Source organism: Achromobacter sp. 1012554356 (assembly GCF_059760815.1).
In genome coordinates this window covers 23082-48206 of the sequence record NZ_JCBANC010000047.1, presented here as the reverse complement: position 1 = coordinate 48206, position 25125 = coordinate 23082, and the positions used below count along the sequence as shown (strand labels likewise).

Below are 25125 nucleotides of genomic sequence, written 5' to 3'. Positions count from 1 at the left end.
CCCGAGGCCATTGCCCGGGCGCGCGCCGAACTGGCGCAAGCCGGCTGCTGCTGCGCCATCGGCGAATGGCAGTCCGGCATCAACGCCGTGGCCGTGCCGTTCACGTCCATCACGGGCGAGGGCGTCTTCGTCATGAGCTGCGGCGGGCCGGCCAGCCTGCTGGAGGCCTCGCATCTGCGCGACCGCGTGGCGCCCGCGCTCCTGGCGGCGGTGGCGGGCCTGGCGGGCACGCCGGCCTAGGGCGCGGGGCGCATCCGGGCCGTGCTTGGCTATCTCGTACAATTCACGGATTAATCCACCCCCAAGTGCCCGGAGGCCCGTTTGGCCAAACCCACTCAAGCTGATCCGCAGAACGACGATCGTCCCTTGCCCCAGGATTTCGAAACGGCCCTGGCCGAACTGGAATCGCTGGTCGCGGCCATGGAAGACGGATCGCTGCCGCTCGAGCAATCGCTGGCTGCCTACCGGCGCGGCGTGGCGCTCACGCGGGTCTGCCAGGATCGCCTGGCGCAGGCCGAGCAGCAGGTCAAGGTCCTCGAAGGCGGCCTGCTGCGGCCGCTGGATCCCGCGGCACTGGACGACGAATAAGACACCGATGAAGCAAACTCAACTCGCTTTTTCCGAGTGGTTGCAAGGCCGTGCGCGGCACGTCGAAGACGTGCTCGACGACCTGCTGCCGCCGGTGGATCAGCCGCCTGCCCGGCTGCACGAGGCCATGCGTTACGCCGTGCTCGGCGGCGGCAAGCGCGTGCGCGCTGCCCTCGTCTATGCCGCTGGACAGGCCTGCCCCGTCAGCGGCAGCGTGCTCGCCATCGAGGCCTCGCTGGACCGCGCGGCGGCCGCTGTGGAACTGATCCACGCCTATTCGCTGATCCATGACGACCTGCCCTGCATGGACGACGACACGCTGCGCCGTGGCCGGCCCACCACGCACGTGCAGTTCGACGAGGCCACCGCCATGCTCGCGGGCGATGCGTTGCAGCCGCTGGCGTTTGAGCTGGTCGCCTCCATGCCCATCGCCCCGGCGCTCATCGTCCAGGCTACCCAGTCGCTGGCTCGCGCGGCCGGCAGCCAGGGCATGGCAGGCGGGCAGGCCATCGACCTCTTCAGCGTCGGCCGCGCGCTGTCGCGCGATGAACTGCAAATGATGCACGGCATGAAGACCGGCGCCATGCTGGCGTGCAGCGTGGCGTTGGGCGGCATCGTGGCGGGCGCCAGCTCGGCCTCGCGCCAGGCGCTGGACGCCTACGCGCAGGCCATGGGCCTGGCGTTCCAGGTGGTCGACGACATTCTCGACGTTACCGCGGACAGCGCCAGCCTGGGCAAGACGCCGGGCAAGGACGCCGCTGAAAACAAGCCCACGTATGTGTCCCTGCTGGGCCTGGACGAGGCCCGGGCCTTTGCCGAGGAACTGCGCGTGGCGGCGCTGGCCGCCCTGGCGCCGCTGGGCGACGCCGGCGCGCGTCTGGCCCAGCTTGCCGACTTCATCGTTCTTCGAGACCGCTGATCCGAGATCAGCCCGGCCTTCTTGGTAGGCCGGGCCAACGAACCCCATAAAAGCATGACGACAGATTTACTGGACCGCATTCAATCGCCGGCTGACCTCAAGCGCCTGGATCGTCGCGAACTGAAAAAGCTCGCCGACGAACTGCGCGGCTTCGTGCTGGAGTCGGTATCCAAAACGGGCGGACACCTGTCGTCCAACCTGGGCACCGTCGAACTCACGCTGGCGCTGCACCAGGTGTTCGACACGCCGCATGACCGCATCGTGTGGGACGTGGGCCATCAGTCCTATCCGCACAAGATCCTGACGGGACGCCGCGCCGGCATGGCCAAGCTGCGCCAGCAGGGCGGCATTTCGGGCTTTCCGAAACGCAGTGAGTCCGAGTACGACGCCTTCGGCACCGCGCATTCGTCCACGTCGATCTCCGCGGCCCTGGGCATGGCGGTGGCTTCGCGCAATGCGGGCGAACAGCGCCAGCACATCGCCGTGATCGGCGACGGCGCCATGTCCGCGGGCATGGCGTTCGAGGCCATGAACAACGCGGGCGTCACGCCCGACATCAACCTGCTGGTGATCCTGAACGACAACGACATGTCGATCTCGCCGCCGGTGGGGGCGCTGAACCGTTATCTGGCGCGCCTGATGTCCGGACGTTTTTACGCCGCGGCCAAGAATGTGGGTCGGGCGGTGCTGCAGCATGTGCCGCCGGTGCTTGAACTGGCGCGCCGCTTCGAGGAACACGCCAAGGGCATGGTCACGCCCGCCACGCTGTTCGAAGAGCTGGGCTTCAACTACGTCGGCCCCATCGACGGCCACGACCTCGATGCGCTGGTTCCCACGCTGCAGAACCTCAAGGCCCTGGAAGGCCTGCAATTCCTGCATGTCGTCACGCGCAAGGGCCAGGGCTACAAGCTGGCGGAAGCCGATCCCGTGCTCTACCACGGTCCCGGCAAATTCGATCCGGCCGTTGGCATCCAGCAATCCAAGGCGCCCGGCAAGCGCACCTTCACGCAGGTGTTCGGCACGTGGCTGTGCGACACGGCGCAGCAGGATTCGCGCCTGGTGGCCGTCACGCCCGCCATGCGCGAGGGCAGCGGCCTGGTCGAATTCGAACAGCGCTTCCCGCAGCGGTATTTCGATGTGGGCATCGCCGAACAGCATGCCGTCACGTTCGCCGCGGGCGTGGCATGCGAAGGCCAGAAGCCGGTCGTCGCCATCTACTCCACCTTCATGCAGCGCGGCTACGACCAGTTCATCCATGACGTCGCCTTGCAGAACCTGGACGTCACGTTCGCGCTGGACCGCGCCGGCATCGTGGGCGCGGACGGCGCCACGCACGCCGGCAATTACGACATCGCTTTCCTGCGCTGCGTGCCGAACATGGTGGTGGCCACGCCCTCCGACGAAAACGAAACCCGCCTGCTTCTGTCGACCTGTTATCAGCACCCCGGTCCGGCATCGGTGCGTTACCCGCGCGGCGCCGGCTGCGGCGCGGCGGAAGGCGGCGGTCTGGATACCGTGGAACTGGGCAAGGGAGTCGTGCGCCGAGAAGGCAAGAAGATCGCCATCCTGGGCTTTGGCACGCTGGTGCAAGCCGCGCTGGGCGCCGCCGGCAAGCTGGACGCCACCGTGGCCGACATGCGCTTTGCAAAGCCGATCGACCGCGACCTGATCCTGGACCTGGCCAGCCGCCACGACGCGCTCGTGACGCTGGAAGACGCCTGCATCATGGGCGGCGCGGGCAGCGCGGTGCTCGAAGTCCTGAGCGCCGCCGGCGTGCTGATCCCCGTGCTGCAGCTTGGCCTGCCGGACGAATTCATCGACCACGGCGAGCAATCGGCCCTCCTGGTCGGGCTCGGCCTGGATGCCGCGGGCATCGAGCAGTCGATCCGCACGCGTTACGCAGACCTGCTGAAGTGATTCGGCTGATTTGATCCGGCTGATCCTTGCGGCCGAGGGCAGGCGCCTTCGGCCGCAAGGATGAAACACACTGTTCCGGCCCCGCCCGCATGGGATCCGAGGGGTTACCCCTTCTCAACGCGCATGGCTGGGCGATAATTAGCCCCTTCTCAAGACAACCCGGCCAGCACGTTGCTCCACGGCGGACCGGCCCGGACAGGTAAGCCGAAATGAATTCTCCGATCGACCCCGCCCTCGTGATGCCCGACGTCCAAAGCTCGACGGACACGCGGCATATCCCGATTCAGCGCGTCGGCATCCGCGGCGTGCGTCATCCCATGCTGGTCCAGAGCGGCGACGGCTCGGCGCAAGGCACGGTGGCCAACTGGACGCTGACCGTGGCCCTGCCGCCCGAAGAAAAGGGCACGCACATGTCCCGCTTCGTGGCCTTGCTCGAAAAATACCGCAGCACGCCCATGACGCCGGCGCTGTTCCGCACCATGGCGGCCGACATGCTGCCGCTGCTGCATGCCGAGCGCGGCGACATCACCGCCTCGTTCCCGTACTTCATCAACAAGTCCGCGCCGATCTCCGGCGTGCAGAGCCTGCTGGACTACGAGGTCCAGTGGATCGCGCGCGCGCAGGCCGGCCACGTCGAATTCGAGCTCGTGGTCCAGGTGCCGGTCACCAGCCTTTGCCCGTGTTCGAAGGCCATCTCCGAATACGGCGCACACAACCAGCGTTCGCATGTCACGGTGTCGGCCATCCTGAATGAAGACATCTCGATGGACGGCGTGATCCGCCTGATCGAAGACGAAGGCTCGTGCGAACTGTGGGGCCTGCTAAAGCGTCCCGACGAAAAGTTCGTCACCGAACGCGCCTACGACAATCCCAAATTCGTCGAGGACCTGGTGCGCGATGTGGCGGCCCGCCTGAATGCGCATCCCGGCATCGCGCGCTATCGCGTCGAGGCCGAAAACTTCGAGTCCATCCACAACCACTCGGCCTACGCCGTCGTCGAAGGCTGAGGTGGTGCGTCATCCGGCGGCCAGCGACTGGCCGCTCATCGCCGATCTGCAGCAGTGGGAAGCGCGGCTGGCCAGCAACCTCGCGAGCCGCGGCCGTTTGGGCGTGGCGCTTTACGAGTTCTTCCGCTTCGGCGTGAAGCAGGCGTGGGCGTGCCTCTTCGGCGGCCTGATGTGCGCGCTGCTGCTGGGCACGCACTGGTGGTATCCCAAGGACGCGGCGCTGGCGCGCTATGACTTCCTGACCCTCGCCGCGCTCGGCATCCAGGCCGCGCTGCTCGCGCTGCGCATGGAAACCTGGAGCGAGGCGCGCGTGATCCTGATGTTCCATGTGGTCGGCACCTGCATGGAGATCTTCAAGACCGCCGCCGGCTCGTGGATCTATCCCGAGGCCAGCGTCCTGCGCGTCGGCGGCGTTCCGCTGTTCACCGGCTTCATGTATGCCGCAGTGGGCAGCTACCTGGCCCGCGTGTGGCGGCTCTTTGATTTCCGCTTCCGCGCGCATCCGCCGCTGGCCGCCACCGCGTTGTTGTCGGTGCTGATCTACCTGAATTTCTTCGCGCACCATTACGTCTCGGACTTCCGGTGGGCGCTTTTCGCGATGACGGCCGTGTTGTTCGCGCGCACGTGGGTGTACTTCCGCATCTGGCAGGTCTACCGGCGCATGCCGCTGCTGCTGGGCTTCGTGCTGGTGGCGCTCTTCATCTGGTTTGCCGAAAACATCGGCACCTTCGCCAATGCGTGGCGCTATCCCAACCAGTCGCAGGTCTGGCAGGTCGTGTCCATCGCCAAGCTGGGCTCGTGGTTCCTGCTCATGATCATCAGCTACGTCATGGTCAGCGCCGTCAACCGGCCGCGGGCGATCACGGCAGCCGATCTGCCCGCTCCGACGGGGCAGGCACCCGTCAGAGACGCGTCCCTTATTTCTTGAGCTTGCGCCGGCTTGCAAGCGGCCGCTCAATCGGTGATAATCGAGAGCTTTCTTGCTCGACCACCCATGGTTTTTGGGTAGCGGGCTGCCCCTTGCGGCGAACGTCGATGATGTTGATCCACCCATGATGGAAAGCGCGGGTGCAAGACGTTAGGCCAGCAAGACATCCTCAAGGAGTTTTACCCATGCGTCACTACGAAGTAGTGTTTATCGTTCACCCCGACCAAAGCGAGCAAGTGCCCGCCATGGTCGAGCGTTACCAAGCACTGGTCACGGGCCAAGGCGGCTCGATCCATCGCCTGGAAGACTGGGGCCGCCGTCAACTGGCCTACCCGATCCAGAAGCTCGTCAAGGCTCACTACGTCTGCCTGAACATCGAGTGCGGCCAAGCCACGCTGGATGAGCTGGAACACTCGTTCCGCTACAACGACGCCGTGCTGCGCCACCTGGTCATCAAGACCAAGAAGGCCCAGACCACTCCGTCGATCATGATGAAGTCGGTCGAGCGCGAAGAAGCCCGCAAGGCTTCGGCGGAAGCTACCCCGGCCCAGGCCGAGTAAGCAGGCTCACGCAGAGCTCATTCCATCAAGTCCCCTCGGTGCCTGGCAGGATGAACAAGCTGGAACTCAGCGCCCGCGTTCTCGAATGCGAGCCTTTGCGCCACACACCCGCCGGTTTGCCAGCGCTGGAAATGCTGCTGGCGCACGAGTCGGAGGTCATCGAAGCCGGCCACCCGCGCCGTGTCGAACTGACGATCGCCGCCGTGGCACTGGGAGATCTGGCGTTGCTGTTGAGAAACACCGCTTTAGGGTCTGAATTGCTGGTGCAGGGGTTTTTGGCTCCCGCGCGCAAGGACTCGGTGAAGATCAAGCTGCATCTGCAGCAGGCGCGCAAGATCAGCGGTAGCGCTGGACGCGATCCGCAGGTGGCCTGAACGGAATGAGACCAAGGGTGCGAGAGCGCCTTCTGAATACGGATAGGTTATGGGGAAGTGGGCAATGACCCAGTCCCCTCAAACATAAAGGCACATATCATGGCTTTCTTCGGAAAACGCAAAGAAAAACGCAAATTCACGCAGCAGAACCCGCTCTTCAAGCGTCGTAAGTTCTGCCGCTTCACCGCAGCCGGCGTCGAAGAGATCGACTACAAGGATCTGGACACCCTGCGCGACTTCGTGCAAGAAAACGGCAAGATCATCCCGGCTCGCCTGACCGGCACCAAGGCAATCTACCAGCGCCAGCTGGACTCCGCCATCAAGCGCGCGCGCTTCCTGGCTCTGTTGCCTTACACCGACAACCACAACTAATCCGGGGCACTGAAATGCAAGTTATTCTGCTCGAAAAAGTCGTCAACCTGGGCAACCTGGGTGAAGTCGTGCGCGTGCGTGATGGCTACGCCCGCAACTTCCTGATTCCCCAGAAGAAGGCCCGTCGCGCAACCGACGCCGCCCTGAAGGAATTCGAAGCCCGTCGCGCCGAGCTGGAAAAGGTCCAAGCTGAAAAGCTGGCCGCCTCCCAAGCTTTGGGCGACCGCATGAACGGCTACCAGCTCAAGATCGTTCAGAAGGCCGGCGTTGACGGTCGTCTGTTCGGTTCGGTCACCAACGCCGACATCGCCGAAGGCCTGAAGAAGGCTTCGTTCGAAGCCGTCGAAAAGTCGCAAGTGCGTCTGCCCAATGGCCAACTGAAGGCCATCGGCGAATACCCGGTTCAGGTCGCCCTGCACGCCGACGTCGTGGTCGACATCACGGTTCTGGTCGAAGGCGAACTGTCCTAATCCGGCAGTCGCGGTAAAAAGAAGCCGGCCCGCGTGCCGGCTTTTTTTCTTTCCGCGGCAATGTACCGATTTTTTGTTGAATGGTGCGCGGCCCCGCACCCTCGTTTTACGCTGTCATTTTCGAGGACCTCTTGACTCATCCGCCTGTCCATCACAACGCGCCGCCCGGTTTGCGAGCCTGGCTCGACAGCGTGGATGCGTCGCGTGAACCTTCGGTGCGGGATGTGACGATAGATGGCGTGCGCTGCATCATCAAGCGGCGCCGGCCCGGCATCCTGCAGGGCGTAAGCTACGTGCTGCGCTACGTGCGCGCCTTGTTCCTTGCCGTGGGCTGCAAGGTGTTCCTGGGCGAATTTCCGCGCCCCAGCGTGCTGCTGCGCAATGGTCTGGCCCACGAAGGGCAACGCCTGGCGCAGTTGCTGGAAGCCGGTTGCCGTGTCCCCGAGGTATGGTGGCGCGAGCAGAACCTGCTCGTGCTGGAATTCGTGGGTGAAGACCTGGCGGACCTCATCCGCAACGAAGACTCCACCTCGCGCCTGTGGCTCACGCGTGCTGCGGCGGCCGACCTGGCCGCTTTCCATGCCCGCGGCATGTGGCATGGCGGGGCGCAGATCCGCAACGTGACGTTGCGCGACGGCGAGATCTGGCGCATCGACTTCGAAGAAAATATCGGCGCGACGCTGTCGCGTCCGTTGGCGCAGGCGTACGACCTGTTCCAGATGCTGGCCTCGCTGGTGTCGTTGCGTAAACTGGGCGATGCCGATGCGCGCACGCTGGGCAAGCTGGCGCTCGACGTCTACCTGGACAGCAATCCCGACCCCGAGGTCCGGGCCCGCTTGAAGCGCCTGGCGCGCGTGCTGTGCGGCATTGCCATGCCGCTGCGCCCCGTTCTTGCCCGATTCCCCTCGCGCGACATCCAAGGGTTTTTCCGCGTCGCGGATATCCTGCAGCCGTTACTATTGAAGCCATGAACACACCCGCCGATTCCCAGCTCGAGTACCTGCGCGTTCCCCCTCATTCCATCGAGGCCGAGCAGTCGGTGCTGGGCGGATTGATGCTGGACAACGCCGCTTGGGACCGCATCGCGGACGTGCTCCTCGAAGAAGACTTCTACCGCCACGACCACCGGCTGATCTGGCACCACATTGCGCGCCTGATCGGTCTGGCGCGTCCGGCCGACGTCATCACCGTGCACGAGTCCCTCGTCAGCGCGGGCAAGGCCGAAGAATCTGGCGGGCTGGCCTACCTGAACGCCCTGGCGCACAACACGCCGTCAGCCGCCAACATCCGCCGTTACGGCGAGATCGTGCGCGAGCGCGCCATGCTGCGCAAGCTGGTGTCGATCGCGGATGAAATCTCCTCGGCCGCCATGAATCCGCAGGGCAAGGAAGCGCGCCAACTGCTGGACGAGGCCGAATCCAAGGTGTTCAAGATCGCCCAGGAAGGCGCACGCGGCGCGGCAGGCTTCCAAGAGATCCAACCGCTGCTGACGCAGGTGGTCGAGCGCATCGACGAGCTCTACCACCGCGAGAGCACATCCGACGTGACGGGCGTCCCCACGGGCTTCACGGATCTGGACAAGATGACGTCCGGCATGCAGGGCGGCGACCTGATCATCGTGGCGGGCCGCCCGTCCATGGGCAAGACGTCGTTCTCCATGAACATCGGCGAGCACGTCGCCATCGAAGAGGGCCTGCCCGTGGCAGTGTTCTCCATGGAAATGGGCGCGGTGCAGCTCGCCATGCGTATGCTGGGCTCCGTGGGCCTGCTGGATCAGCACCGCATGCGTACCGGCAAGCTGATCGCCGAAGACTGGCCGCGCGTCACGCACGCCGTGCAGCTCATGCAGGACGCGCAGGTCTACATCGACGAATCCCCGGCGCTCAGTCCGATGGAAGTGCGCGCCCGCGCGCGCCGCCTGGCTCGCCAATGCGGCCAGCTTGGCCTCATCATCATCGACTACCTGCAGCTCATGTCCGGCAACGGTTCCGGCGAAAACCGGGCTACTGAAGTGTCGGAAATCAGCCGTTCGCTCAAGGGTCTGGCCAAGGAATTGAATTGCCCGCTGATCGCGCTGTCGCAGCTCAACCGAAGCCTGGAACAGCGCCCCAACAAGCGTCCCGTCATGAGCGACTTGCGCGAATCCGGCGCAATCGAACAGGATGCGGACGTAATCCTGTTCATTTACCGGGACGAGGTCTATAACCCCGATTCGCCGGACAAGGGCACGGCCGAGATCATCATCGGCAAGCAGCGTAACGGCCCGATCGGCTCGGTGCGCCTGACGTTCCAGGGCTCCAGCACGCGCTTCCTGAACTTCTCCGGCGCGCAGCCGCGGGACATGTACTGATCCCGGCAACGGCCACGACCAATAAAAAACCGCGCTTCGCAGCGCGGTTTTTTTTCGTCTTGAACGGCGATCAGTGCGTGGCGTCCGGCCGCTTGCCGTAGCGCGCCGCAAGCACGCCGCAGACCATGAGCTGGATCTGGTGGAACAGCATCAGCGGCAGTACCACCGCACCCACGGCGTGGCCGGCGAACAGGACCTGGGCCATCGGAATGCCGCTGGCCAGGCTTTTCTTCGAACCGCAGAAGAGCAGCGTGATGCGGTCTTCGATGCTGAATCCGAACAGCCGGCCTGCCAGTGCGGACAAGCCCAGCGCCAGCGCCAGGATTACGCAGCAGCTCACGACCAGGCCAACCAGCGCGGGGATCGGGGTGCTGCTCCACAGGCCTTCATTGATGGCTTCGGAGAACGCCGTGTAGACCACCAGCAGGATCGAGCCCTGGTCCACGAACTTCAGCATGGCCTTGCGCTTGTGCACCCAGGCGCCGATCCAGCGTCGCGCGAACTGGCCCAGCACGAAGGGCAGGAGCAGTTGCAGCATGATCTTGCCGACCGCATCGAACGAGATCGGCGCGCTGCCGGCGTTGGCCACGACCGTGCCGACTAGCAGCGGCGTGAGGAAGATGCCCAGCAGGCTGGACGCCGAGGCGCTGCACACCGCGGCGGGAACGTTGCCGCGCGCCATCGACGTGAATGCGATGGCCGACTGCACCGTGGCGGGCAGGCAGCACAGGAACAGGATGCCCAGGTAAAGCTCGGGCGTCACCAGCGGCTCCAGCACCGGCTGAAGGGCCAATCCCAGCAGCGGGAACATCAGGAACGTGGCCGAGAAGATGGTCAGGTGCAGCTTCCAGTGCGTGAGGCCGGCGATGATGGCCTCGCGGGAAAGGCGCGCGCCGTGCAGGAAGAACAGCAGGCCGACGGCCACATTGGTGATCCAGCCGAACACGACCACGCCTTGCCCATGTGCGGGCAGGAAGCTGGCGATGATGACGGTGCAGATCAGGTAGAGGGTGAAGCGGTCGGGCAGAAGTCGAACGAGGCGGGACATGGGATGGGAGGAAGAACGGAAAAGCGGCGGCGCGGGGCGCCGGAAACGGGGCGTATTGTAGACCCGCACCGGCGCGGGTTCTTCGCCCGAGGGACGCAAGCGTCCGCGTGTTGAGGCAGTCTGCGGGTCTTTCAGGCGCGCTTGGGCGCTCAGTCAGGCGTTCAGTCAGGCGCTCTGGGCGTCATCGCCAGCGCAAGATCAAACGCCGTCACCAGCGAGGCGTGATCGGCCACGCCCTGGCCGGCGATGTCGAATGCGGTGCCGTGGTCCACGCTGGTGCGCACGAACGGCAGCCCGACGGTGACGTTCACACCGTGGTCCACGCCCAGATACTTCACCGGGATGAGGCCCTGGTCGTGGTATTGCGCCACCACGATGTCGAACTCCCCGCGCCGGGCGCGCATGAAGATGGTGTCGCCCGGCCAGGGGCCGCTGGCATCGATGCCTTCCGCGCGGGCGGCGGCGATGGCCGGTTCGATGATGTCCATGTCTTCGCGCCCGAACTTTCCGCCTTCACCGGCATGCGGATTCAGCCCCGCGACGGCGACGCGCGGATGTGCGATGCCCATTTGGCGGCAGGCGCGGTCCGCAAGACGCATCGCGGTCAATTCGGCCTGCGGCGTGATCCGCGCCATGACGTCGGCCAGCGCGACGTGGATGGTCACCAGCAGCACGCGCAGCTCGTCGTTGGCAAGCATCATCGCGAAGTCCCGCGTCCCGGAGCGGTCCGCCAGGATTTCGGTGTGGCCGGGATAATCAATGCCGGCCTCGTGCATGGACTTCTTGTTCAGTGGGGCGGTCACGATGGCGCGGATGTGTCCGGCAAGCGCATCGTCGATGGCCGCGCACACATAATCGTAGGCGCCGCGGCCCGCCAGGGCGCTGACCTTTCCCAGCGGCAGGCCGGCGGGCAGGGCGGCGCTGCAGGCCACGACCTGGATACCGGCCGCGTCCGGCCGGGCCTGGCTGATGTCCGCGATCTCGGTGATATCCAGGCGGGCGCCCAATTGCGTTGCCGCGCGGCGCAGCGCGCCAGCATCGCCATACACCACACAGGGCGCGGCCAGTCCCTGCACATAGGCCTTGACGACGATTTCGGGACCGATGCCGGCGGCATCGCCCATGGTGATGCCCACGGGCAGGGGAGTGTTCACAGTGCTGGCAGAAAGAGGGGGGACACGGGAATGCTACACCCGAAGCCGGGTGGCGCCGTGGGCGCTCATTGGCGCTTATTGGGCGGGGTTCTTGGGGGGATCGATCGCCGCGCATTCGAACGTGACCGTGGCGCGCTTGGAACCCAGGCCGGTGGCATGATTGGACGTCACGCTGGGCTTGACCAGTTTGCGGCCGATGGACTGGCAGTACTGGTCGGCGCGCTGCAATGCCTGGTTCTTGATCTCGACCCAGCTCAACAACTGTGTGCCGGAGCTGTAGGTGACGCTGTATTGGTCCTTGGCGGTGGACGTGACCTCGCTCATGCTGGAACACGCGGTCAACAGGACGAGGAGGGCGGCGGCAGGGGCAAGGCGAGCAAGCATGAAAAATCCAGGATTCGCGACAGGCCCCATTACACCACCATGTTGCGCCCGCCGGAAAGACGGTCCACAGGATATACGTCGCTCAGGGCGCCGCGACCGCGCTGCGCCGGTCGACCTTTCTGCTGAGCACGATCGACGTCTGCGTCTGCTTGACGCCATCGATGAGTCCGATGCGGTCCAGTAGCGCGTCCAGTTGCTCGTGGGTCTCGCAGCGCAGGAAGATCAGGTAATCATAAGGACCGCTGACCGAAGACACTTCCTCGACCTCCGGCATCTTTTCCAGTTCGCGGATCACGGCGGCCGGCGTCTTGGGCAGCACGCTGATGAAGCAGTAGGCGCGCACCGCCGCCTCTTCCAGCAGCCGCCCAAGCCGCACGCCATAGCCGGAAACGATGCTCTCGCGTTCCAGCCGCGCGATGCGCGCCACCACGGTCGTGCGCGCAAGGCCAAGCTTGCGCGCCAGGATGGCGGCGGGTTCGCGCGCATTGGCCTGCAAGAGGCTCAGCAGTTGCCGGTCGATGGCGTCGAGTCGTTCGTTCATGCGATGGGCGATGGCGTTGAGCGGGAAGGCGAAGTGGCGACGGTACAGGCGCCGGCCTGCCCGCGTCAATGCGGCGCCGCTAGCCGTCGGACTCGGGCGGAATGCCGCCGTGATAGATGCGGCCGTCGAACTCGAAGCGCGTGATGGTCTTGTGCGCGGCATCGAAGATGCGGTCACGGCTGGCGGCGTCCAGGCCGTCGTGGTCCGCAAAGCTGAAGCGGCACAGGTCGATGTCGCTGTCGTAGAACGCGCTGTGCACGAAGCGGCTGACATCCGATTCGTGCGCAAAATGCGCGAACTCGCGCAGTTGCTCCATTTCGTGGAACGAGCCGTTGCGGCTGACCAGCAGCATGCCGAACTTGCGTTCTTCGTCCGCCATCGGTTCCGGCGGCAGCGCCGCGCCATCGCCGTGCGGGTCCTGGCAGTCGAAGTGCGCGCCCGCTTCACGCATGGCGGCCAGCACGCGCTGCCATTCCGGTTCTTCCAGTGTCAGGCGGGCCATCATGTAGAACAGCCGCTGCCGGCCCAGCGTGCGGGGTTCCGGACCGCCCGCATAACTGGGCCACGGCGTCGAGGTGTCCAGCCCGGCCAGCTCGGCCATCCTGCTGTCGGGGTAGCCCAGCCTGTCCTGCAGCCGTTGCAGCGACTGGGCGCTTGGCGGGACGTAATTCTGGATCGTTTTCATGTGCGCGCTCCGGTTGTGCCGGGCGCCCGGAAGCAGCGCCGGCGGCGTGCGCCGCGGTGCCCTTGCGGCTACGCTTCATGCTAGCGCCGAGCCCGGTGCTTGCCTAGCCGCGGCAGGGGAGGCGCGTCGCTTGCTCCCGGGCCGGACGCACCCAATCGCCATGCTAGGATTTGCGCCAGATTTCATTGCCAGGAGGCTTTACATCATGGACATCCAGGAACAGATCGCCGTTGTCGTGCACACCATCTCGCACCAGGGCGGCCGCATCGACGCGCTCAATACCACGCTGCTCTCGATGCTGCATCTGGCGAAGAATTCGCCGGGCCTGCGCGAGGCCATCGAGGCGCAGCTAGAGCAGAATTACTCCGGCCTGCTGGCGCGTTCCGAGAATCCGCAATACGTCGCGGGCTTCGAAAGCGTGCGCGACATGGTCCTGACCGCCCTGAAGTGATGCGCCCGGCGGCAGTTACCCACAGGTTCTGTGGACAAGCCTTGGGATAGCGCGGGCATAGATCCACAAATTCCTTCAATTACAACGACTTGCGTTGGGCGGTCAAAAGCGGCTCCATTGCGCTGATGCGAAGCGCAACCCGACCGCCGCCACGGCAGGCCAAGCCCGGGTAATATGCGGCCCCATGCGGAATCAGTATTCATTGGAAGGCCGGAACCTCGCCCTGGCGGCGCGCGTCTCGGAAGCAGCAAAGCTGGCGGCATTTGACCCCGGCAAGCTTTCCCCCGAGGCGAGGGAGAGCTGGGAGCGCATGGGCCATGGCTTCAAGGCCTGGCACGACTTCGACCAGCGTCACCCGATCCTGCGCCGCCTCGCGCGCCTGCCGGTCATCGGCACTTTGTACCGCAATGCGCGCCGCCGCCATGTGCAGCGCGCAAGCGGCAAATTGGTGTTCTGAGCGCGCTCGCCGCTACCTGCGGCGGCGCGCGTAGACCTGATAGGCCAGCCACACCAGCACGCCGAGCGCCACGGCAATGGCCAGCTTGGTTTCCACGCCATGCAGGCGTCCCAGCAGCGCCTCGATCGTCCGGCCGAACACAAACCCCAGCAGGCTGAAACAGACCGCCCAGATCACGGCGGCGATGGCGTTCAACATCAGATAACGCAGGGCCGGCACCTTGGACACGCCGAGCGCAACGGGCCCGACCGTCCGCAAGCCATACAGAAAGCGCAGCGCCAATATGAATCCGTTGGGATATCGGTCAATCGCGGCCAATGCCTTGTCGAACGCGGGCTTGGCGCGAATGCGCTGCACGTAGCGATGCTCGCGGTAGCGGCGGCCCAGCAGGAACAGCAGTTGATCCGCCATGAACGAGCCGGCGAAGGCGCAGAGCATGACGTATGGCAGGTGGAACAATCCCTGATGCGCCAGGAAACCGGCAAATACCACCACGCTTTCGCCTTCCAGGAAGGTCCCGCCCAGCACGGCCCACAAGCCATAATCCGCGATGAATTGATGCAGTTCCGCGTTCATCCTGTCCTTTCTTCCACGATGCGCGCGAGCGTCACCAATGCGTGCGAGATTTCCGGCGTGATGCGTTGTCCGCAACTGATGCGCAGGAAGTGGTTATAACGGGCGCCATTTGAAAACATCGCGCCGGGCGCCACCCGTATCCCCTGCCGCAGCCCTGCCTCGAAGACTTCCATGCCCGACACGCCCTCGGGCATTTCCACCCAAAGCAGCATGCCGCCTTGCGGCACGCTCAGCCGTGTGCCCCGCGGAAAATGCGCGGCAATGGCCTCGGCGGTCAGGTCGCGCTGCGTTTTGAGCTCGCGCCGCAGCCGGGACAGATGGCGGTCGTAGGCGCGCGATCCCATGTATTCCGCCACGGCGATCTGCGCCAATGGTTCGTTGGGACGGCTTTGCGCGAACTTGAGCATTGCGATCCGGGCTTTCCACCGGCCGCCGAGCAGCCAGCCCAGCCGCATTCCCGGCGCCAGTGTCTTGTGCATCGACGAGCAATAAATGACGTTGCCCGTGGCATCCCAGGATTTCGCCGCTGCCAGCGGCGTGTCGTCGTCAGTCAGCGCGCCGTACGTGTCGTCCTCGATGAGCGGCACCTGTTGGCGCTCGCACAGCGCCACGAGCCGCGCCTTGTGTGCGTCAGGCATGACGCAACCGAGCGGATTATGGAAATTCGGCACGACGACCACGGCGCGGATGTTGCCGTGGGTCTGGAACGCCAGGTCCAGCGCTTCGATCGACAGTCCGTGCTGCGGGCTGGTGGGAATCTCGAGCGCGCGCATGCCCAGGCTTTCCAGGATCTGCAGCAGACCGAAGTAGGCGGGCGATTCCACGGCGATGGTGTCGCCGGGCCGGGCGACGGCGCGCAGCGCCAGATTCAGGGCTTCGATGCAGCCATGCGTGACAATGACTTCGTCGGGTGTGGCGTTGATGCCATTGGCCAGCGCGCGGCGGGCCAGCACCCCGCGCAGGTCGGGATGTCCTTGCGGCGGCACGGGACTGACCAACACCTCGGGCGACTGCCGCAGGGCGCGGGTCATCGCCTGCTTGAGCGCCTCCATCGGATAGGCCTGAGGCACGGCCGCGGCCAGCGCGAAGTTGGCGCTGACCCGGTGCGCCTCGCATTTGGCGATGAAGTCCGAAACCCGGTCATGAATGCCGACATACTGCGCCGCGCCGAGGGTCTGGCGGATGTCAGGCTCGCTCACGGGCGGAATGCTGTTGCGCCGGGGCTTCAGGACGAAATAGCCCGAGCGGGGGCGGGCCTCGATCAGGCCATCGTCTTCGAGCTGCCGGCAGGCCTGGAGCGCCGTCGACAGGCTGACGTGATGGGTGCGCACCAGCGTGCGAACCGATGGCATGCGCTGGGCGGGGGCCAGCACGCCGGTCTGGATGGCGCGCCGGTAGTGATTGGCCAGGCGTAGGTACAGCGGTTGAGGTTCCATGCGCCGATCTTGCTCCCCGGGGTTGGACGGTGGGTAGGCACAGATGCAGGCAAAGTACACCATAACAGTCACAAAATCGACCCTCTGCATCGGTACAGAAAGCCGATTTGTGTGGCTGTTGCGCAAAGCAGGGCGGGCGTAGCCTGTGATGGTCTTTCTGGAGATCATCATGACCCCGCGTTCCGACCCCGCCTCGCCAGGCCTGCGCCTGGATCTTCCCGCCGGCGCCAGCCGGGTATTCGTCCTGCGCGCAGGCGCCGCCGTTGTGTGCGTGGAAGGCAGCGTGCGCGTCGAAGAGGCCGCAACCGGCCTGGAAGCCGCGGGTGGACTGCATCGCGTCGTTTCGGTCCGGCTCAACGCAGGTGAGGTTCACGGGGTGTCCTACGGCGGCGCGGTGCACCTGACCGCACTGGATGGCGCGCAAGTGATCTGCCTGGATTCCGCCGGGCGCCTGGACACGATCCGGCGCCGTGCCGCCGCTTTTTTTCGCGGGTTTCTGTCGAAAAACGGAAACATTCGCGTGGGTGCGCTGCACAAGATTTCAAAATGATGTATGATTCACACATCAGACGCGGGGTGGAGCAGTCTGGCAGCTCGTCGGGCTCATAACCCGAAGGTCGTAGGTTCAAATCCTGCCCCCGCAACCAGTTTCAAGCAGTACCCGGTCTTCCGGCGGCGCGTTTCAAATGCACCCGGCAAGGCCGCAGTAAAAAGCCGCGACAGTGTCGCGGCTTTTTTTCGTCTGGCGATTGCGCTGGGTCATGCCCGGGCTGCGTCCGGAGTTACCCGGGTATCTGCAGCCGCACACGGCCGCAACCCTGCGCTACCATGGGCCACGCGCGCTACATTGCCGCACAGAAGGAGTGTCCATGGGAACCGCAAAATACGATCATCCCGGCTACGTTGCTGATACGGGCGCTGAGGGCAAGTACCACGTGGGCATCTGGTGCCCTCACGGGTATCCGGCCCACATCCATATCGGCCGTCCAGCCGACCGCGGCGATCCCTCTGCGTTGCTGAGGTTGCGCATCCCCGATGGGGTGTTCCAGTCGCTGCCGGACGATCCCGAAACCCTCTGCCGCCGCGCGCTCGGTCAAGCGCTCGACGCCGGTCTGCTGCGTAGCGTCGCGGTCGACGGCGAATATCAGGAACTGCGGTTCCAGCTCGATGCCGAGCCTTGGTCCGGTCCGATGAAGGCGGCCTAGCGCGACTGACGCTTCTCGCCGGGGGCGCGGCAGTTACCCACAGGGATTGTGGAAAACCCTTGGGATAGCTGCTGCGTATATCGGATTTTCCTAGTAAAAACATAGACTTGGCGCCTACGGTCAAGAAATGGTCGGCGCCGGCTTTTCCCGGCGGTAGCGACGCGCTCGCCAGCTAGTGGCCCGCGCCGCCGTGAGACAATCTGCGTCCCGTGGCCCGGTGCCCGATTGTTCTCTCCGTCTCGATTCCTCCCGCATGCGTTCCGCTTTTTCCCTTCCGCGTCCTGCCATGACGGCGACGGCCCCATGAGCCTGTCCGCCAAACGCGTTGCCATCATTGGGGGCGGCCCCGCCGGCCTGATGGCGGCGGAAAAACTGAGCGAAGCCGGCGCGCAGGTGGACGTCTTCGACGCGATGCCCTCCGTGGGGCGCAAATTCCTGATGGCGGGGCGGGGCGGCCTGAATTTGACGCACAGCGAGCCCGCCCAGCCTTTTCTCGCTCGCTTTGGCGACCGCGCCCCATTCGTGCAGCCATGGCTGCAAACGGTGGACGGCGCCGGTCTGCGCGCTTGGGCCCATGCGTTGGGCATCCAGACATTTGTAGGTTCCTCGGGCCGGGTGTTCCCGCAGGAGATGAAGGCGGCTCCCCTGTTGCGGGCCTGGCTCGCCCGGCTGCGCGGACAGGGTGTGCGGTTTCACATGCGGCACCGCTGGCTCGGCTGGGGCGATAGCAAGGCAGGCGTGGATGCCCTACGTTTTGCGACGCCCGACGGTGAAGTGCGCCATGCCGCGGATGCCGTCGTGCTGGCGCTGGGCGGCGGCAGTTGGGCCAAGCTGGGATCCGATGGCGCCTGGGTGCCGGATCTGCAGTCGCACGGCGTGCCGGTCGCGCCTTTGCGGCCCGCCAATTGCGGGTTCGACGTCGCCTGGTCCGAACACTTTCGCAGCCGCTTTGCGGGCCAGCCGGTCAAGTCCGTTTCCATGGCCTGCGGCGGACCCGCCCGCCAGGGCGAATTTGTCGTCTCCGAGACGGGTATTGAAGGCAGCCTCGTCTATGCCTTGTCCGCCACCCTGCGCGACCAGATCGATGCCGACGGCAGCGCCGTGGCCATGCTGGATCTGGCGCCGGACTGGCCGCACGAGAAGGTAATGGCAGCGGTGACGCATCCGCGCGGCGCCCGTTCCATGTCGAGCCACCTGCAGAGCCGCCTGGGTCTGACCGGTGTCAAGGCGGGGCTGCTACGTGAATGCGCCAGCGCCGAAGACTTCAAGGACCCCGAGCGCCTGGGCCAGCGGATCAAGGCCTTGCCATTGACGCTGGTGCGGTCGCGGCCGATTGACGAGGCGATCAGCACGGCGGGGGGCGTCGCATTCGCGGGGCTGACGGCCGGGCTGATGCTCAACGCCGTGCCCGGCGTGTTCTGTGTTGGGGAAATGCTGGATTGGGAGGCGCCAACGGGCGGTTACCTGTTGACGGCCTGCATGGCCAGCGGCGCATCCGGCGCGGCTGGCGTGATTGATTTTCTGAAAGGGCAATCCTGAGCGGACTGCCGCGCGCAGACCTGATCAGGAACCCGTCGTATGCGGCGCCATGCTCATCGGCGCACGGGGCGCCAAGTCGCTGACCACGTGGCCAACCACGGGTGGTTCGCCTTCGGGCTGCGAGATGATGCCGATCACGCGGGTGATGGCGCTGGCGGGAATGGACGTCCCGTGGGCGGGATCCTGCACCAGTTGCCAGATCGTGGCGTTCGCCATGCCTGTGTCGCCCTCGGTCAGGTCGAGGTTGTCCAGGCAGTTGCGCGCAAAGGAAGACCAATCCGAAGCATTGCAGGGCAGGCCGTGCGAGGTTGCCAGGCGGGCCAGGGCCAGCGGCGCGTCGGCCTGGCTTGCGGCATGCTGGGCAGCGGCGCCCAGCGTAACGTCCAGGGACAGCAGGCGGAGAAACTCAATAACGTTGTCCGTGCTCATCTTGTAGTCTCCTTCCTTTTGGGGGCCGTCCTGTTTGATCGCCAGCCGGGCCGCTTGCCGGGATGTCATCCCGGACCTTGTCCAAGCATCGACACCAGCGACTGCTTCAGGCGCGGCGAAAAAATCGGCACCGTATGCGCGACGCCGCTGCGGTCGATACCTTCTTTGAGTTCGACTGACTGCCCCAGAAATATATCCGGTGCGGCAGAAACTTCGTTGTACCGCGCCAGCAATTCATTCACCTGGGCCTGCGCGTCCGACAGCGAGCTGCTGTCCGCCAGCTTGCCCGCGGCATGCGCCTGCAGGATGCGATGCAGGTCGTCGATGAACAGCGCCAGGGCGGCCTGTCCTCGGCATTGCGGCTTTTCCCAGCCCCAGCCATGCGGGCCGGCCCCGGCGGGTTGTGATGCTTGTTTCTTCGTCATGTGCGCATCCTAATCCATTGGCGGCAAATACGCGACAGGCGAGAATGCCTCGCAAATGTCACTGGCGCGTAAGGGTGGTGACGGTTTCTTGTCGGTGTTGTTACACGTGACGCGCTTGTGTCACCACGACTGTTCGCGGACGCCCGCAATTCCGGTCTGAGGCGTGTCCGTGGCGGGCGCGCCCGCCGGGTCCGGCACGTCTCGCGCAAATTGGGGCCTTTGAGGTATGCTGGGCTTCGTTTTTTCCATGCCCAGACAGGAGATGTTTATGAAGAACAAAGTCTTTCTCGTCATGATGCTTTCGATTGCTGCGCTGTCGGCGGGGTGCAACACCGTCGCCGGGGCCGGAAAGGATATCCAGCGGGGCGGGGAAAAGATCGAAGGGGCCGCGGAAAAGCGCTAAGGCGCCCGGCCCGTTGCCGTCACGACGGCGCAAGGCCACGCACGGAGTGCCAAAAACTGGCATTTCCGGCGTGGCCTTTTTGCAGCCGCTGGCATAATCGCGGAAGTCCGAATAGCAATGGCGGGAAGAATCATGCGCAAGTCTGTATGGGTGGCTGTCACGTTGGCGGCTACGGTGGCGGCCACGTTGGCCGGTTGCGCCAGCACCGGGGTCTACGAGTCGGAAACCGCCAAGAAGGAAACCTTTAGCGTCGACACCAATTACCAGGCGGCGTTCCGCCGTGCCGGCGAATACGTGCGCACGTGCCATACGCAGGTCAGCCATCCTTACGGCGTCTCTTATGCCTGGCGCCATAGCCTTGGCGAGAAGGGCGCGCCGGACGAAATCAAGCTTTACAAGGTCGGCCAGCCCGCAACCGTGCTGGAATTGATTTCCGCCGAGGCCGACGGTCCTGCCACCTCCAAGGTGACTGTGACGGTCCTGGGTGAAGGTCGCTGGGACGAGGCCGAGATCGCGGCGGCGCGCAAGTCGATTCAGAGCGCGACGCCCATCTGCCGCAGCGCCACGGGCGGTTGATCCATGGACCCCCGCGCCCAGCAGCTCCGCGCAAACGGCACGTCGTTCGCGTTGCTGGCCGGCGCGTTTCGCTTCCTGGGGTGGTTGAACGGCGGCGCTGCCCTGATCCTGGTCGGATTCTCACTAGGCATTGTGGGGTCGGACATTGCCGCGCCCGATTTGCAGGTACCTCTGTTGTTTTTTCTTGCCGGGCTGGTGCTGGCGGGCCTGGGCGTGGCGTTTGCCTACCTGGCGCAGGTCAGCCTGTTGCGGCAAGGCTACAACGGTCATCTGACGCGCGGCCATTGGCCCGCGCAACTGCTGGCGCTGGTGTGCTACCTGACCAGCATGCTGGCTTTCTGCGGGGCGTGCTGGTTCGCGGCCGGGCAGGCCGCGACTGCCACGCCGCAGGCGGCGGCCTACGCACAGCGATAAAAACGCGGGTAAACCCGTATGCGCAAAAATGTTGGACTTGTAAAGATGGTAGGAATAATATGCGCACTGCGTATATAAATCCTCTTTTTGGGGCCCGTCATGAGCATCTCCCAGCAAGCCTTTCTGCGCGACGCCATGCGCCGCCTCAACCTCACCCGCGATGTGTTCGCCACGCGTATCGGCGTCAAGCGCCGGGCGCTTGATACCTGGCTTCTGCCGGAAGGTTCACAGGAATTCCGAGCGATGCCGGAAGTCGTCCAGCGCTTTGTCACGGAAATCGTGCAAAACGGTGTGCTACTGGAAAAATATACGCAAAGCGTACAAGACGGCCCGCTGCGTGATCGCATTGCCCTGGAAGGCAAGAACCAGCTGCTCTCGGTGGACCAGTTCACCCGCGACTCTGTCGAAGACCTGTTCCGCGTGGCCGACATGATGCAGCCCATCGCGCGCCGCCAGAAGGTGTCGCGCGTGCTGGAAGGCGCCGTGCTGGGCAACCTGTTCTTCGAGGCCAGCACCCGCACCCGGGTCAGCTTTGGTTCCGCCTTCTGCCGCTTGGGCGGCTCGGTGTGCGACACCACCGGCTTCACGTTCTCGTCAATGGCGAAGGGCGAATCCATCTATGACACCAGCCGCGTCATGAGCGGCTATGTGGACGCGATGGTCATCCGCCATCCCGACCAAGGCTCGGTCGCGGAATTCGCGCGCGCGACGAACATCCCCGTAGTCAACGGCGGCGACGGCCCCGGCGAACACCCCAGCCAGGCGCTGCTGGACCTGTACACCATCCTGACCGAATTCTCGCGCCTGGGTAAGCTGCTGGACGGCGCGCACATCGCCATGGTCGGCGACCTGAAGTACGGCCGCACCGTGCATTCGCTGATCAAGCTGATGGCGCTGTACAAGAACGTGAAGTTCTCGCTGATTTCGCCCAAGGGCCTGGAGATGCCGACCTACATCGTCGAGCAGGCCAGCCGCAACGGCAACATCATCGAACAGAAGTCTTCTCTGGCCGAAGGCCTGGCGGGCGCCGACGTCATCTACGCGACGCGCGTTCAGAAGGAACGCTTCGCCAACGAAGAGAACGAAGGCTACACGCCGGACTTCCAGGTCAACCGCGCCATCATCGACGCGTACTGCAGCCCCGAAACGATCGTGATGCACCCGCTGCCGCGTGACAGCCGTCCTGGCGCCAACGATCTCAGCGTGGACCTGAACCACGATCCGCGTCTGGCCATCTTCCGCCAGACCGACAACGGCATTCCCATCCGCATGGCGATCTTCGCGGTGCTGTTGGGCGTGGAAGGCCTGGTGCAGCACTCGCTGCGCGATGTGACGTGGCAGCATCCGTCGCATGTCGGTCCCGACGATTCGGTCTTCCACGGCCTGGATTGACGTCAACCGCCCGTGGCGGCGCCGCAAGCGCGGCCCCGCCACGGAGAATTCAAGCATAATCCGCGCTGGTTTTTCGGGCGCGTGTCGCAGCCAGGCGCGCACGCCGTTCTTGGGCGGATGAGCTTATGTCTTCGAGCAGTACCGGTGTTCCTCCTGCGGCCACCGCACACACGGCCAGCGGCCACGATTGCTACCTGAGCGCATCCAATGCGCAGGCCTGGGAAGCGGTCTATCAGTCGGTGGACGCCGATACGCGCGGCCAGGTTGCGGCGGTGGTGTCCGACCATGCCACGCAACTGGTGGACGCCTTCTATTCGACCTTGCTCGCCGATGCCGAGGCCGGCCCGCGGCTCTCGCATGAAATCGTGTCGACCCGCTTGCATCGCGGCATGACGCACTGGCTGAAGAGCCTGCTCTGCGTGCGCGACCAAGGCGATATCGACGTGCTGCTGGCCACGCAGAAAAAGGTCGGCGAGGTCCACGCACGCGTCCACATTCCGATTCATCTGGTGATGGCCGGCGCCCGCATCCTGAAGAACGAGATCGCGCAGCGCCTGCGCGCGAGCGGTCTGGATGGCATGGCGGTGTCGGTGGCCACGCAATACGTGTGCAACCTGTTCGATCTGGCGATCGAGCAGATGAGCCGCGCATTCATGCGCGATATCAACCGTGGCGCGCGCAACGACGAGGCTTATCGCCTCTTCGCGTTGGGGCAGAACATCTCGACCGAGCGCGAGCGCCAGCGGGCCGCGTTGCTCGAGTGGAGCCAGGCTGTGCTGATCGGTCTGCATTACCGGACGCCGGAGCAGGCGCTGCCGCGCCTTGCCGCGTCGGAATTTGGCCTGTGGCTGCAGCACAAGGGCGCGGTGCTCTTTGAAAGCGCGCCGGCGCTGCGCCAGATCATGGAGGCCGTGGCGCGTCTGGATGACACGGTGCTGCCGCGCATGATGCAGGGGGGCGGTCACGAACACGAATCGCTGCCTGATCAGGTCCGGGAGCTGCAGGAGCTGGTGGCGCGCATCAAGCATTTGCTCAACGGCCTGTTCGACATGGTGGCCGAGATTGAAAGCGGTAGCGATCCGCTTACCAACGTGCTGAACCGCCGTTTCCTGCCGTCCGTCATCGGCCGCGAGATCGCACTGGCCCAGCGTCAGCGGTCGAGCTTTTCGGTGCTGCTGCTGGACATCGATCACTTCAAGGCCATCAACGATGCGCATGGCCACGCCGGCGGCGACCAGATCCTGCGCCAGTTCGCTGAAGTGGTTCACCAGACCTGTCGATCCAGCGACTTCGTGTTCCGTTATGGCGGCGAGGAGTTTCTGGTCGTGCTGGTGGACACGGGACCCGGCGCCGCGCTGGCCGCGGCTGAAAAGCTCAACGCCGAGATCCGCCGGCACCGCTTCATGATGGCCGAATCCGGCGCGCTGCAAGTGACGGCCAGCATTGGCGTCGCAACGTTCGATGGCCATCCCGACTATGCGTACCTGATCGATCGCGCCGACAAGGCGCTGTACAAGGCCAAACAGGCCGGCCGCGACCGCAGCGTCGAGGCATGAAAAAGGGCCGCTCCGAAAGGGCGGCCCTTGCTGTGGATGCGCAAAAGAAGGCTTAGATCTTCTTTTCGCCGCCCAGCGCCTCGACCAGCTCGGCCATCATCTTGGCCAATTCCCCGGTCATCAGCATCATGTCGGAGTCGAACTTCTCGTCGTCGTTCGCGGCGACGCCTTCGTTGCCTTCCTTCAGCACGTCCAGGGGCGCCACGCGTTTGACGTCCAGGCCTTCGGTCAGGACGAACGACACGCGGTCGGCCCAGGTCATGGCCAGGCGGGTGCACTGCTTGCCGGACTGGATGTGGCGGCGCACGTCGTCGGCGTCAATGGAGTGCTTCACGTAGCGGATCGCCGCGCCGCTTTCGCCGGACGAGCGCAGTTCGGTGTCCTGGTCGATGGTGAAGTTGCTAGGCGCTTCGTCCTCGGCCAGCCAGCCGGTCATGGCAGAGGCGGGCGACTGGGCGACGTACAGGTTTTCCAGCGGGAAGGGATCGACGCACTTGGCAAGCAGGCCGATGACTTCGTCGGCCTTGGCCGAAGCGGCCGCGTCAATGACGAGCCAGTTGTTCTTCGGGTCGATCCAGACGCGCGTGTCGCGATAAACGCTGAAGGCGCGCGGCAGAAGCTCGTCGGTGACGCGCTCCTTGATTTCCTTCATCTGCTTGCGGCCCGGCTTGTAGCCTTGCTGCTCTTCGATTTCCTGGGCGCGTGCCTTGGCGACCTGGTTGATCACGGTGCCCGGCAAAAGCTTCTTTTCGGCGCGCAGGCTGAGCAGGATCTGGCCATTGACTTCGTGGGCCAGACCGCCGTTCTCGCGCGGGGGCACCCAGCCCAGGCTCTGCATTTCGAGGTTGTTGCCAGACTGGTAGGCATGCTTCGCCAGCGTGTCTTCAAGCTGATCGCCGGTCAGGGTCCAGGGCGAAGAGAGGCGGTAAATCTTGAGATTCTTGAACCACATGAGCGTCGGCCAAAAGG

31 protein-coding genes, 1 tRNA gene and 1 pseudogene are annotated in these 25125 nt (G+C 65.0%); 23 read left to right on the top strand and 10 right to left on the bottom strand.

The window, feature by feature from the left end; all coding sequences use genetic code 11:
- The 12 genes and pseudogenes from AC6LJW_RS21685 to AC6LJW_RS21630 all read left to right on the top strand — a co-directional run.
- Nucleotides 1–240, top strand: a pseudogene (locus AC6LJW_RS21685) (IclR family transcriptional regulator); the annotation flags it as partial.
- An 81-nt stretch (nucleotides 241–321) separates the two neighbouring features.
- The gene (locus tag AC6LJW_RS21680; protein ID WP_056567431.1) at nucleotides 322–588 is read left to right on the top strand and encodes an exodeoxyribonuclease VII small subunit; all 267 of its coding nucleotides are present in this window, start codon (nucleotides 322–324) and stop codon (nucleotides 586–588) included.
- A 7-nt stretch (nucleotides 589–595) separates the two neighbouring features.
- Nucleotides 596–1507, top strand: coding sequence for a polyprenyl synthetase family protein (locus AC6LJW_RS21675; RefSeq protein WP_056567428.1), 912 nt, complete (start codon nucleotides 596–598; stop codon nucleotides 1505–1507).
- A gap of 54 nt (nucleotides 1508–1561) precedes the next feature.
- Nucleotides 1562–3424 carry a 1-deoxy-D-xylulose-5-phosphate synthase gene (gene dxs / locus AC6LJW_RS21670; protein WP_056567425.1) on the top strand — a complete coding sequence of 621 codons (1863 nt, stop codon included), beginning with the start codon at nucleotides 1562–1564 and terminating at the stop codon, nucleotides 3422–3424.
- 209 nt (nucleotides 3425–3633) lie between these two features.
- Entirely contained in the window at nucleotides 3634–4431 is a 798-nt protein-coding gene (gene folE2, locus AC6LJW_RS21665; protein ID WP_056567423.1) for a GTP cyclohydrolase FolE2, read from the top strand.
- 4 nt (nucleotides 4432–4435) lie between these two features.
- Nucleotides 4436–5359: a DUF817 domain-containing protein gene (locus AC6LJW_RS21660; protein WP_427986475.1), complete on the top strand. Its 924-nt coding sequence runs from the start codon at nucleotides 4436–4438 to the stop codon at nucleotides 5357–5359.
- Nucleotides 5360–5544: 185 nt separating this feature from the next.
- The gene (gene rpsF, locus AC6LJW_RS21655) at nucleotides 5545–5919 is read left to right on the top strand and encodes a 30S ribosomal protein S6 (protein WP_056567418.1); all 375 of its coding nucleotides are present in this window, start codon (nucleotides 5545–5547) and stop codon (nucleotides 5917–5919) included.
- Between the two features lie 50 nt (nucleotides 5920–5969).
- The gene (gene priB / locus AC6LJW_RS21650) at nucleotides 5970–6293 is read left to right on the top strand and encodes a primosomal replication protein N (protein WP_056567416.1); all 324 of its coding nucleotides are present in this window, start codon (nucleotides 5970–5972) and stop codon (nucleotides 6291–6293) included.
- A 99-nt stretch (nucleotides 6294–6392) separates the two neighbouring features.
- The gene (gene rpsR / locus AC6LJW_RS21645) at nucleotides 6393–6665 is read left to right on the top strand and encodes a 30S ribosomal protein S18 (protein ID WP_056567414.1); all 273 of its coding nucleotides are present in this window, start codon (nucleotides 6393–6395) and stop codon (nucleotides 6663–6665) included.
- A gap of 14 nt (nucleotides 6666–6679) precedes the next feature.
- The gene (rplI, locus tag AC6LJW_RS21640) at nucleotides 6680–7135 is read left to right on the top strand and encodes a 50S ribosomal protein L9 (protein WP_056567412.1); all 456 of its coding nucleotides are present in this window, start codon (nucleotides 6680–6682) and stop codon (nucleotides 7133–7135) included.
- 131 nt (nucleotides 7136–7266) lie between these two features.
- Nucleotides 7267–8106 (top strand): RIO1 family regulatory kinase/ATPase domain-containing protein, encoded by an 840-nt coding sequence (locus AC6LJW_RS21635; RefSeq protein ID WP_105241418.1) that lies wholly within the window; start codon nucleotides 7267–7269, stop codon nucleotides 8104–8106.
- Nucleotides 8103–9485: a replicative DNA helicase gene (locus tag AC6LJW_RS21630; RefSeq protein ID WP_056567408.1), complete on the top strand. Its 1383-nt coding sequence runs from the start codon at nucleotides 8103–8105 to the stop codon at nucleotides 9483–9485. The genes AC6LJW_RS21635 and AC6LJW_RS21630 overlap by 4 nt, the downstream gene beginning before the upstream one ends.
- Before the next feature lie 70 nt (nucleotides 9486–9555).
- On the opposite strand, the gene AC6LJW_RS21625 is transcribed toward AC6LJW_RS21630, so the two are convergent.
- The 5 genes from AC6LJW_RS21625 to AC6LJW_RS21605 all read right to left on the bottom strand — a co-directional run bounded on the left by AC6LJW_RS21625 (nucleotide 9556) and on the right by AC6LJW_RS21605 (nucleotide 13297).
- Nucleotides 9556–10533 (bottom strand): bile acid:sodium symporter family protein, encoded by a 978-nt coding sequence (locus AC6LJW_RS21625; protein WP_427986473.1) that lies wholly within the window; start codon nucleotides 10531–10533, stop codon nucleotides 9556–9558.
- A 161-nt stretch (nucleotides 10534–10694) separates the two neighbouring features.
- Nucleotides 10695–11687 (bottom strand): 4-hydroxythreonine-4-phosphate dehydrogenase PdxA, encoded by a 993-nt coding sequence (pdxA, locus tag AC6LJW_RS21620; RefSeq protein ID WP_498088226.1) that lies wholly within the window; start codon nucleotides 11685–11687, stop codon nucleotides 10695–10697.
- Between the two features lie 75 nt (nucleotides 11688–11762).
- Nucleotides 11763–12071, bottom strand: a complete 309-nt coding sequence (locus tag AC6LJW_RS21615; protein WP_056567405.1) for a hypothetical protein — start codon at nucleotides 12069–12071, stop codon at nucleotides 11763–11765.
- An 82-nt stretch (nucleotides 12072–12153) separates the two neighbouring features.
- Nucleotides 12154–12612: an Lrp/AsnC family transcriptional regulator gene (locus AC6LJW_RS21610; protein ID WP_056569385.1), complete on the bottom strand. Its 459-nt coding sequence runs from the start codon at nucleotides 12610–12612 to the stop codon at nucleotides 12154–12156.
- 79 nt (nucleotides 12613–12691) lie between these two features.
- Nucleotides 12692–13297: a hypothetical protein gene (locus AC6LJW_RS21605; RefSeq protein WP_498088225.1), complete on the bottom strand. Its 606-nt coding sequence runs from the start codon at nucleotides 13295–13297 to the stop codon at nucleotides 12692–12694.
- Between the two features lie 205 nt (nucleotides 13298–13502).
- On the opposite strand from AC6LJW_RS21605, the gene AC6LJW_RS21600 reads away from it, so the two are divergent.
- Both AC6LJW_RS21600 and AC6LJW_RS21595 read left to right on the top strand, forming a co-directional pair.
- Nucleotides 13503–13748 (top strand): hypothetical protein, encoded by a 246-nt coding sequence (locus AC6LJW_RS21600; protein ID WP_056567399.1) that lies wholly within the window; start codon nucleotides 13503–13505, stop codon nucleotides 13746–13748.
- A 184-nt stretch (nucleotides 13749–13932) separates the two neighbouring features.
- Nucleotides 13933–14205 carry a hypothetical protein gene (locus AC6LJW_RS21595; RefSeq protein ID WP_235512246.1) on the top strand — a complete coding sequence of 91 codons (273 nt, stop codon included), beginning with the start codon at nucleotides 13933–13935 and terminating at the stop codon, nucleotides 14203–14205.
- Nucleotides 14206–14217: 12 nt separating this feature from the next.
- Here the strand turns inward: AC6LJW_RS21595 and AC6LJW_RS21590 are convergent, their stop codons facing one another.
- Both AC6LJW_RS21590 and AC6LJW_RS21585 read right to left on the bottom strand, forming a co-directional pair.
- Nucleotides 14218–14781, bottom strand: a complete 564-nt coding sequence (locus AC6LJW_RS21590) for a DedA family protein (protein ID WP_056567396.1) — start codon at nucleotides 14779–14781, stop codon at nucleotides 14218–14220.
- Nucleotides 14778–16217, bottom strand: a complete 1440-nt coding sequence (locus AC6LJW_RS21585; RefSeq protein WP_498088224.1) for an aminotransferase-like domain-containing protein — start codon at nucleotides 16215–16217, stop codon at nucleotides 14778–14780. Before AC6LJW_RS21585 ends, AC6LJW_RS21590 begins: the two co-directional genes overlap by 4 nt.
- 169 nt (nucleotides 16218–16386) lie before the next feature.
- On the opposite strand from AC6LJW_RS21585, the gene AC6LJW_RS21580 reads away from it, so the two are divergent.
- From AC6LJW_RS21580 to AC6LJW_RS21565, 4 genes are all read left to right on the top strand, one after another.
- Nucleotides 16387–16767, top strand: coding sequence for a hypothetical protein (locus AC6LJW_RS21580; protein WP_498088223.1), 381 nt, complete (start codon nucleotides 16387–16389; stop codon nucleotides 16765–16767).
- Between the two features lie 20 nt (nucleotides 16768–16787).
- A tRNA-Met gene (locus AC6LJW_RS21575) sits at nucleotides 16788–16864 on the top strand.
- Nucleotides 16865–17086: 222 nt separating this feature from the next.
- Nucleotides 17087–17422 carry a hypothetical protein gene (locus AC6LJW_RS21570; RefSeq protein WP_427986470.1) on the top strand — a complete coding sequence of 112 codons (336 nt, stop codon included), beginning with the start codon at nucleotides 17087–17089 and terminating at the stop codon, nucleotides 17420–17422.
- Nucleotides 17423–17725: 303 nt separating this feature from the next.
- Complete coding sequence (locus tag AC6LJW_RS21565) at nucleotides 17726–18961, top strand: TIGR03862 family flavoprotein (RefSeq protein WP_498088222.1); 1236 nt, start codon at nucleotides 17726–17728, stop codon at nucleotides 18959–18961.
- A 24-nt stretch (nucleotides 18962–18985) separates the two neighbouring features.
- Here AC6LJW_RS21565 and AC6LJW_RS21560 read toward each other — a convergent pair whose 3' ends face one another.
- Together AC6LJW_RS21560 and AC6LJW_RS21555 are read right to left on the bottom strand one after the other, a co-directional pair.
- Nucleotides 18986–19390, bottom strand: a complete 405-nt coding sequence (locus tag AC6LJW_RS21560; protein WP_056569378.1) for a hypothetical protein — start codon at nucleotides 19388–19390, stop codon at nucleotides 18986–18988.
- Between the two features lie 65 nt (nucleotides 19391–19455).
- Nucleotides 19456–19815, bottom strand: coding sequence for a hypothetical protein (locus AC6LJW_RS21555; protein ID WP_498088221.1), 360 nt, complete (start codon nucleotides 19813–19815; stop codon nucleotides 19456–19458).
- A gap of 268 nt (nucleotides 19816–20083) precedes the next feature.
- On the opposite strand from AC6LJW_RS21555, the gene AC6LJW_RS21550 reads away from it, so the two are divergent.
- The 5 genes from AC6LJW_RS21550 to AC6LJW_RS21530 all read left to right on the top strand — a co-directional run bounded on the left by AC6LJW_RS21550 (nucleotide 20084) and on the right by AC6LJW_RS21530 (nucleotide 24156).
- The gene (locus AC6LJW_RS21550) at nucleotides 20084–20218 is read left to right on the top strand and encodes an entericidin A/B family lipoprotein (RefSeq protein WP_056569376.1); all 135 of its coding nucleotides are present in this window, start codon (nucleotides 20084–20086) and stop codon (nucleotides 20216–20218) included.
- Nucleotides 20219–20350: 132 nt separating this feature from the next.
- Entirely contained in the window at nucleotides 20351–20794 is a 444-nt protein-coding gene (locus AC6LJW_RS21545) for a BPTD_2524 family lipoprotein (RefSeq protein ID WP_056567384.1), read from the top strand.
- Nucleotides 20795–20797: 3 nt separating this feature from the next.
- Nucleotides 20798–21208, top strand: a complete 411-nt coding sequence (locus tag AC6LJW_RS21540; RefSeq protein WP_498088220.1) for a hypothetical protein — start codon at nucleotides 20798–20800, stop codon at nucleotides 21206–21208.
- Nucleotides 21209–21307: 99 nt separating this feature from the next.
- Nucleotides 21308–22600: an aspartate carbamoyltransferase gene (locus AC6LJW_RS21535; RefSeq protein ID WP_056569372.1), complete on the top strand. Its 1293-nt coding sequence runs from the start codon at nucleotides 21308–21310 to the stop codon at nucleotides 22598–22600.
- Between the two features lie 125 nt (nucleotides 22601–22725).
- Nucleotides 22726–24156: a diguanylate cyclase gene (locus tag AC6LJW_RS21530; protein ID WP_498088219.1), complete on the top strand. Its 1431-nt coding sequence runs from the start codon at nucleotides 22726–22728 to the stop codon at nucleotides 24154–24156.
- A 52-nt stretch (nucleotides 24157–24208) separates the two neighbouring features.
- On the opposite strand, the gene AC6LJW_RS21525 is transcribed toward AC6LJW_RS21530, so the two are convergent.
- Nucleotides 24209–25108: a recombination-associated protein RdgC gene (locus AC6LJW_RS21525; protein ID WP_056567374.1), complete on the bottom strand. Its 900-nt coding sequence runs from the start codon at nucleotides 25106–25108 to the stop codon at nucleotides 24209–24211.
- Between the last annotated feature and the right edge of the window lie 17 nt (nucleotides 25109–25125).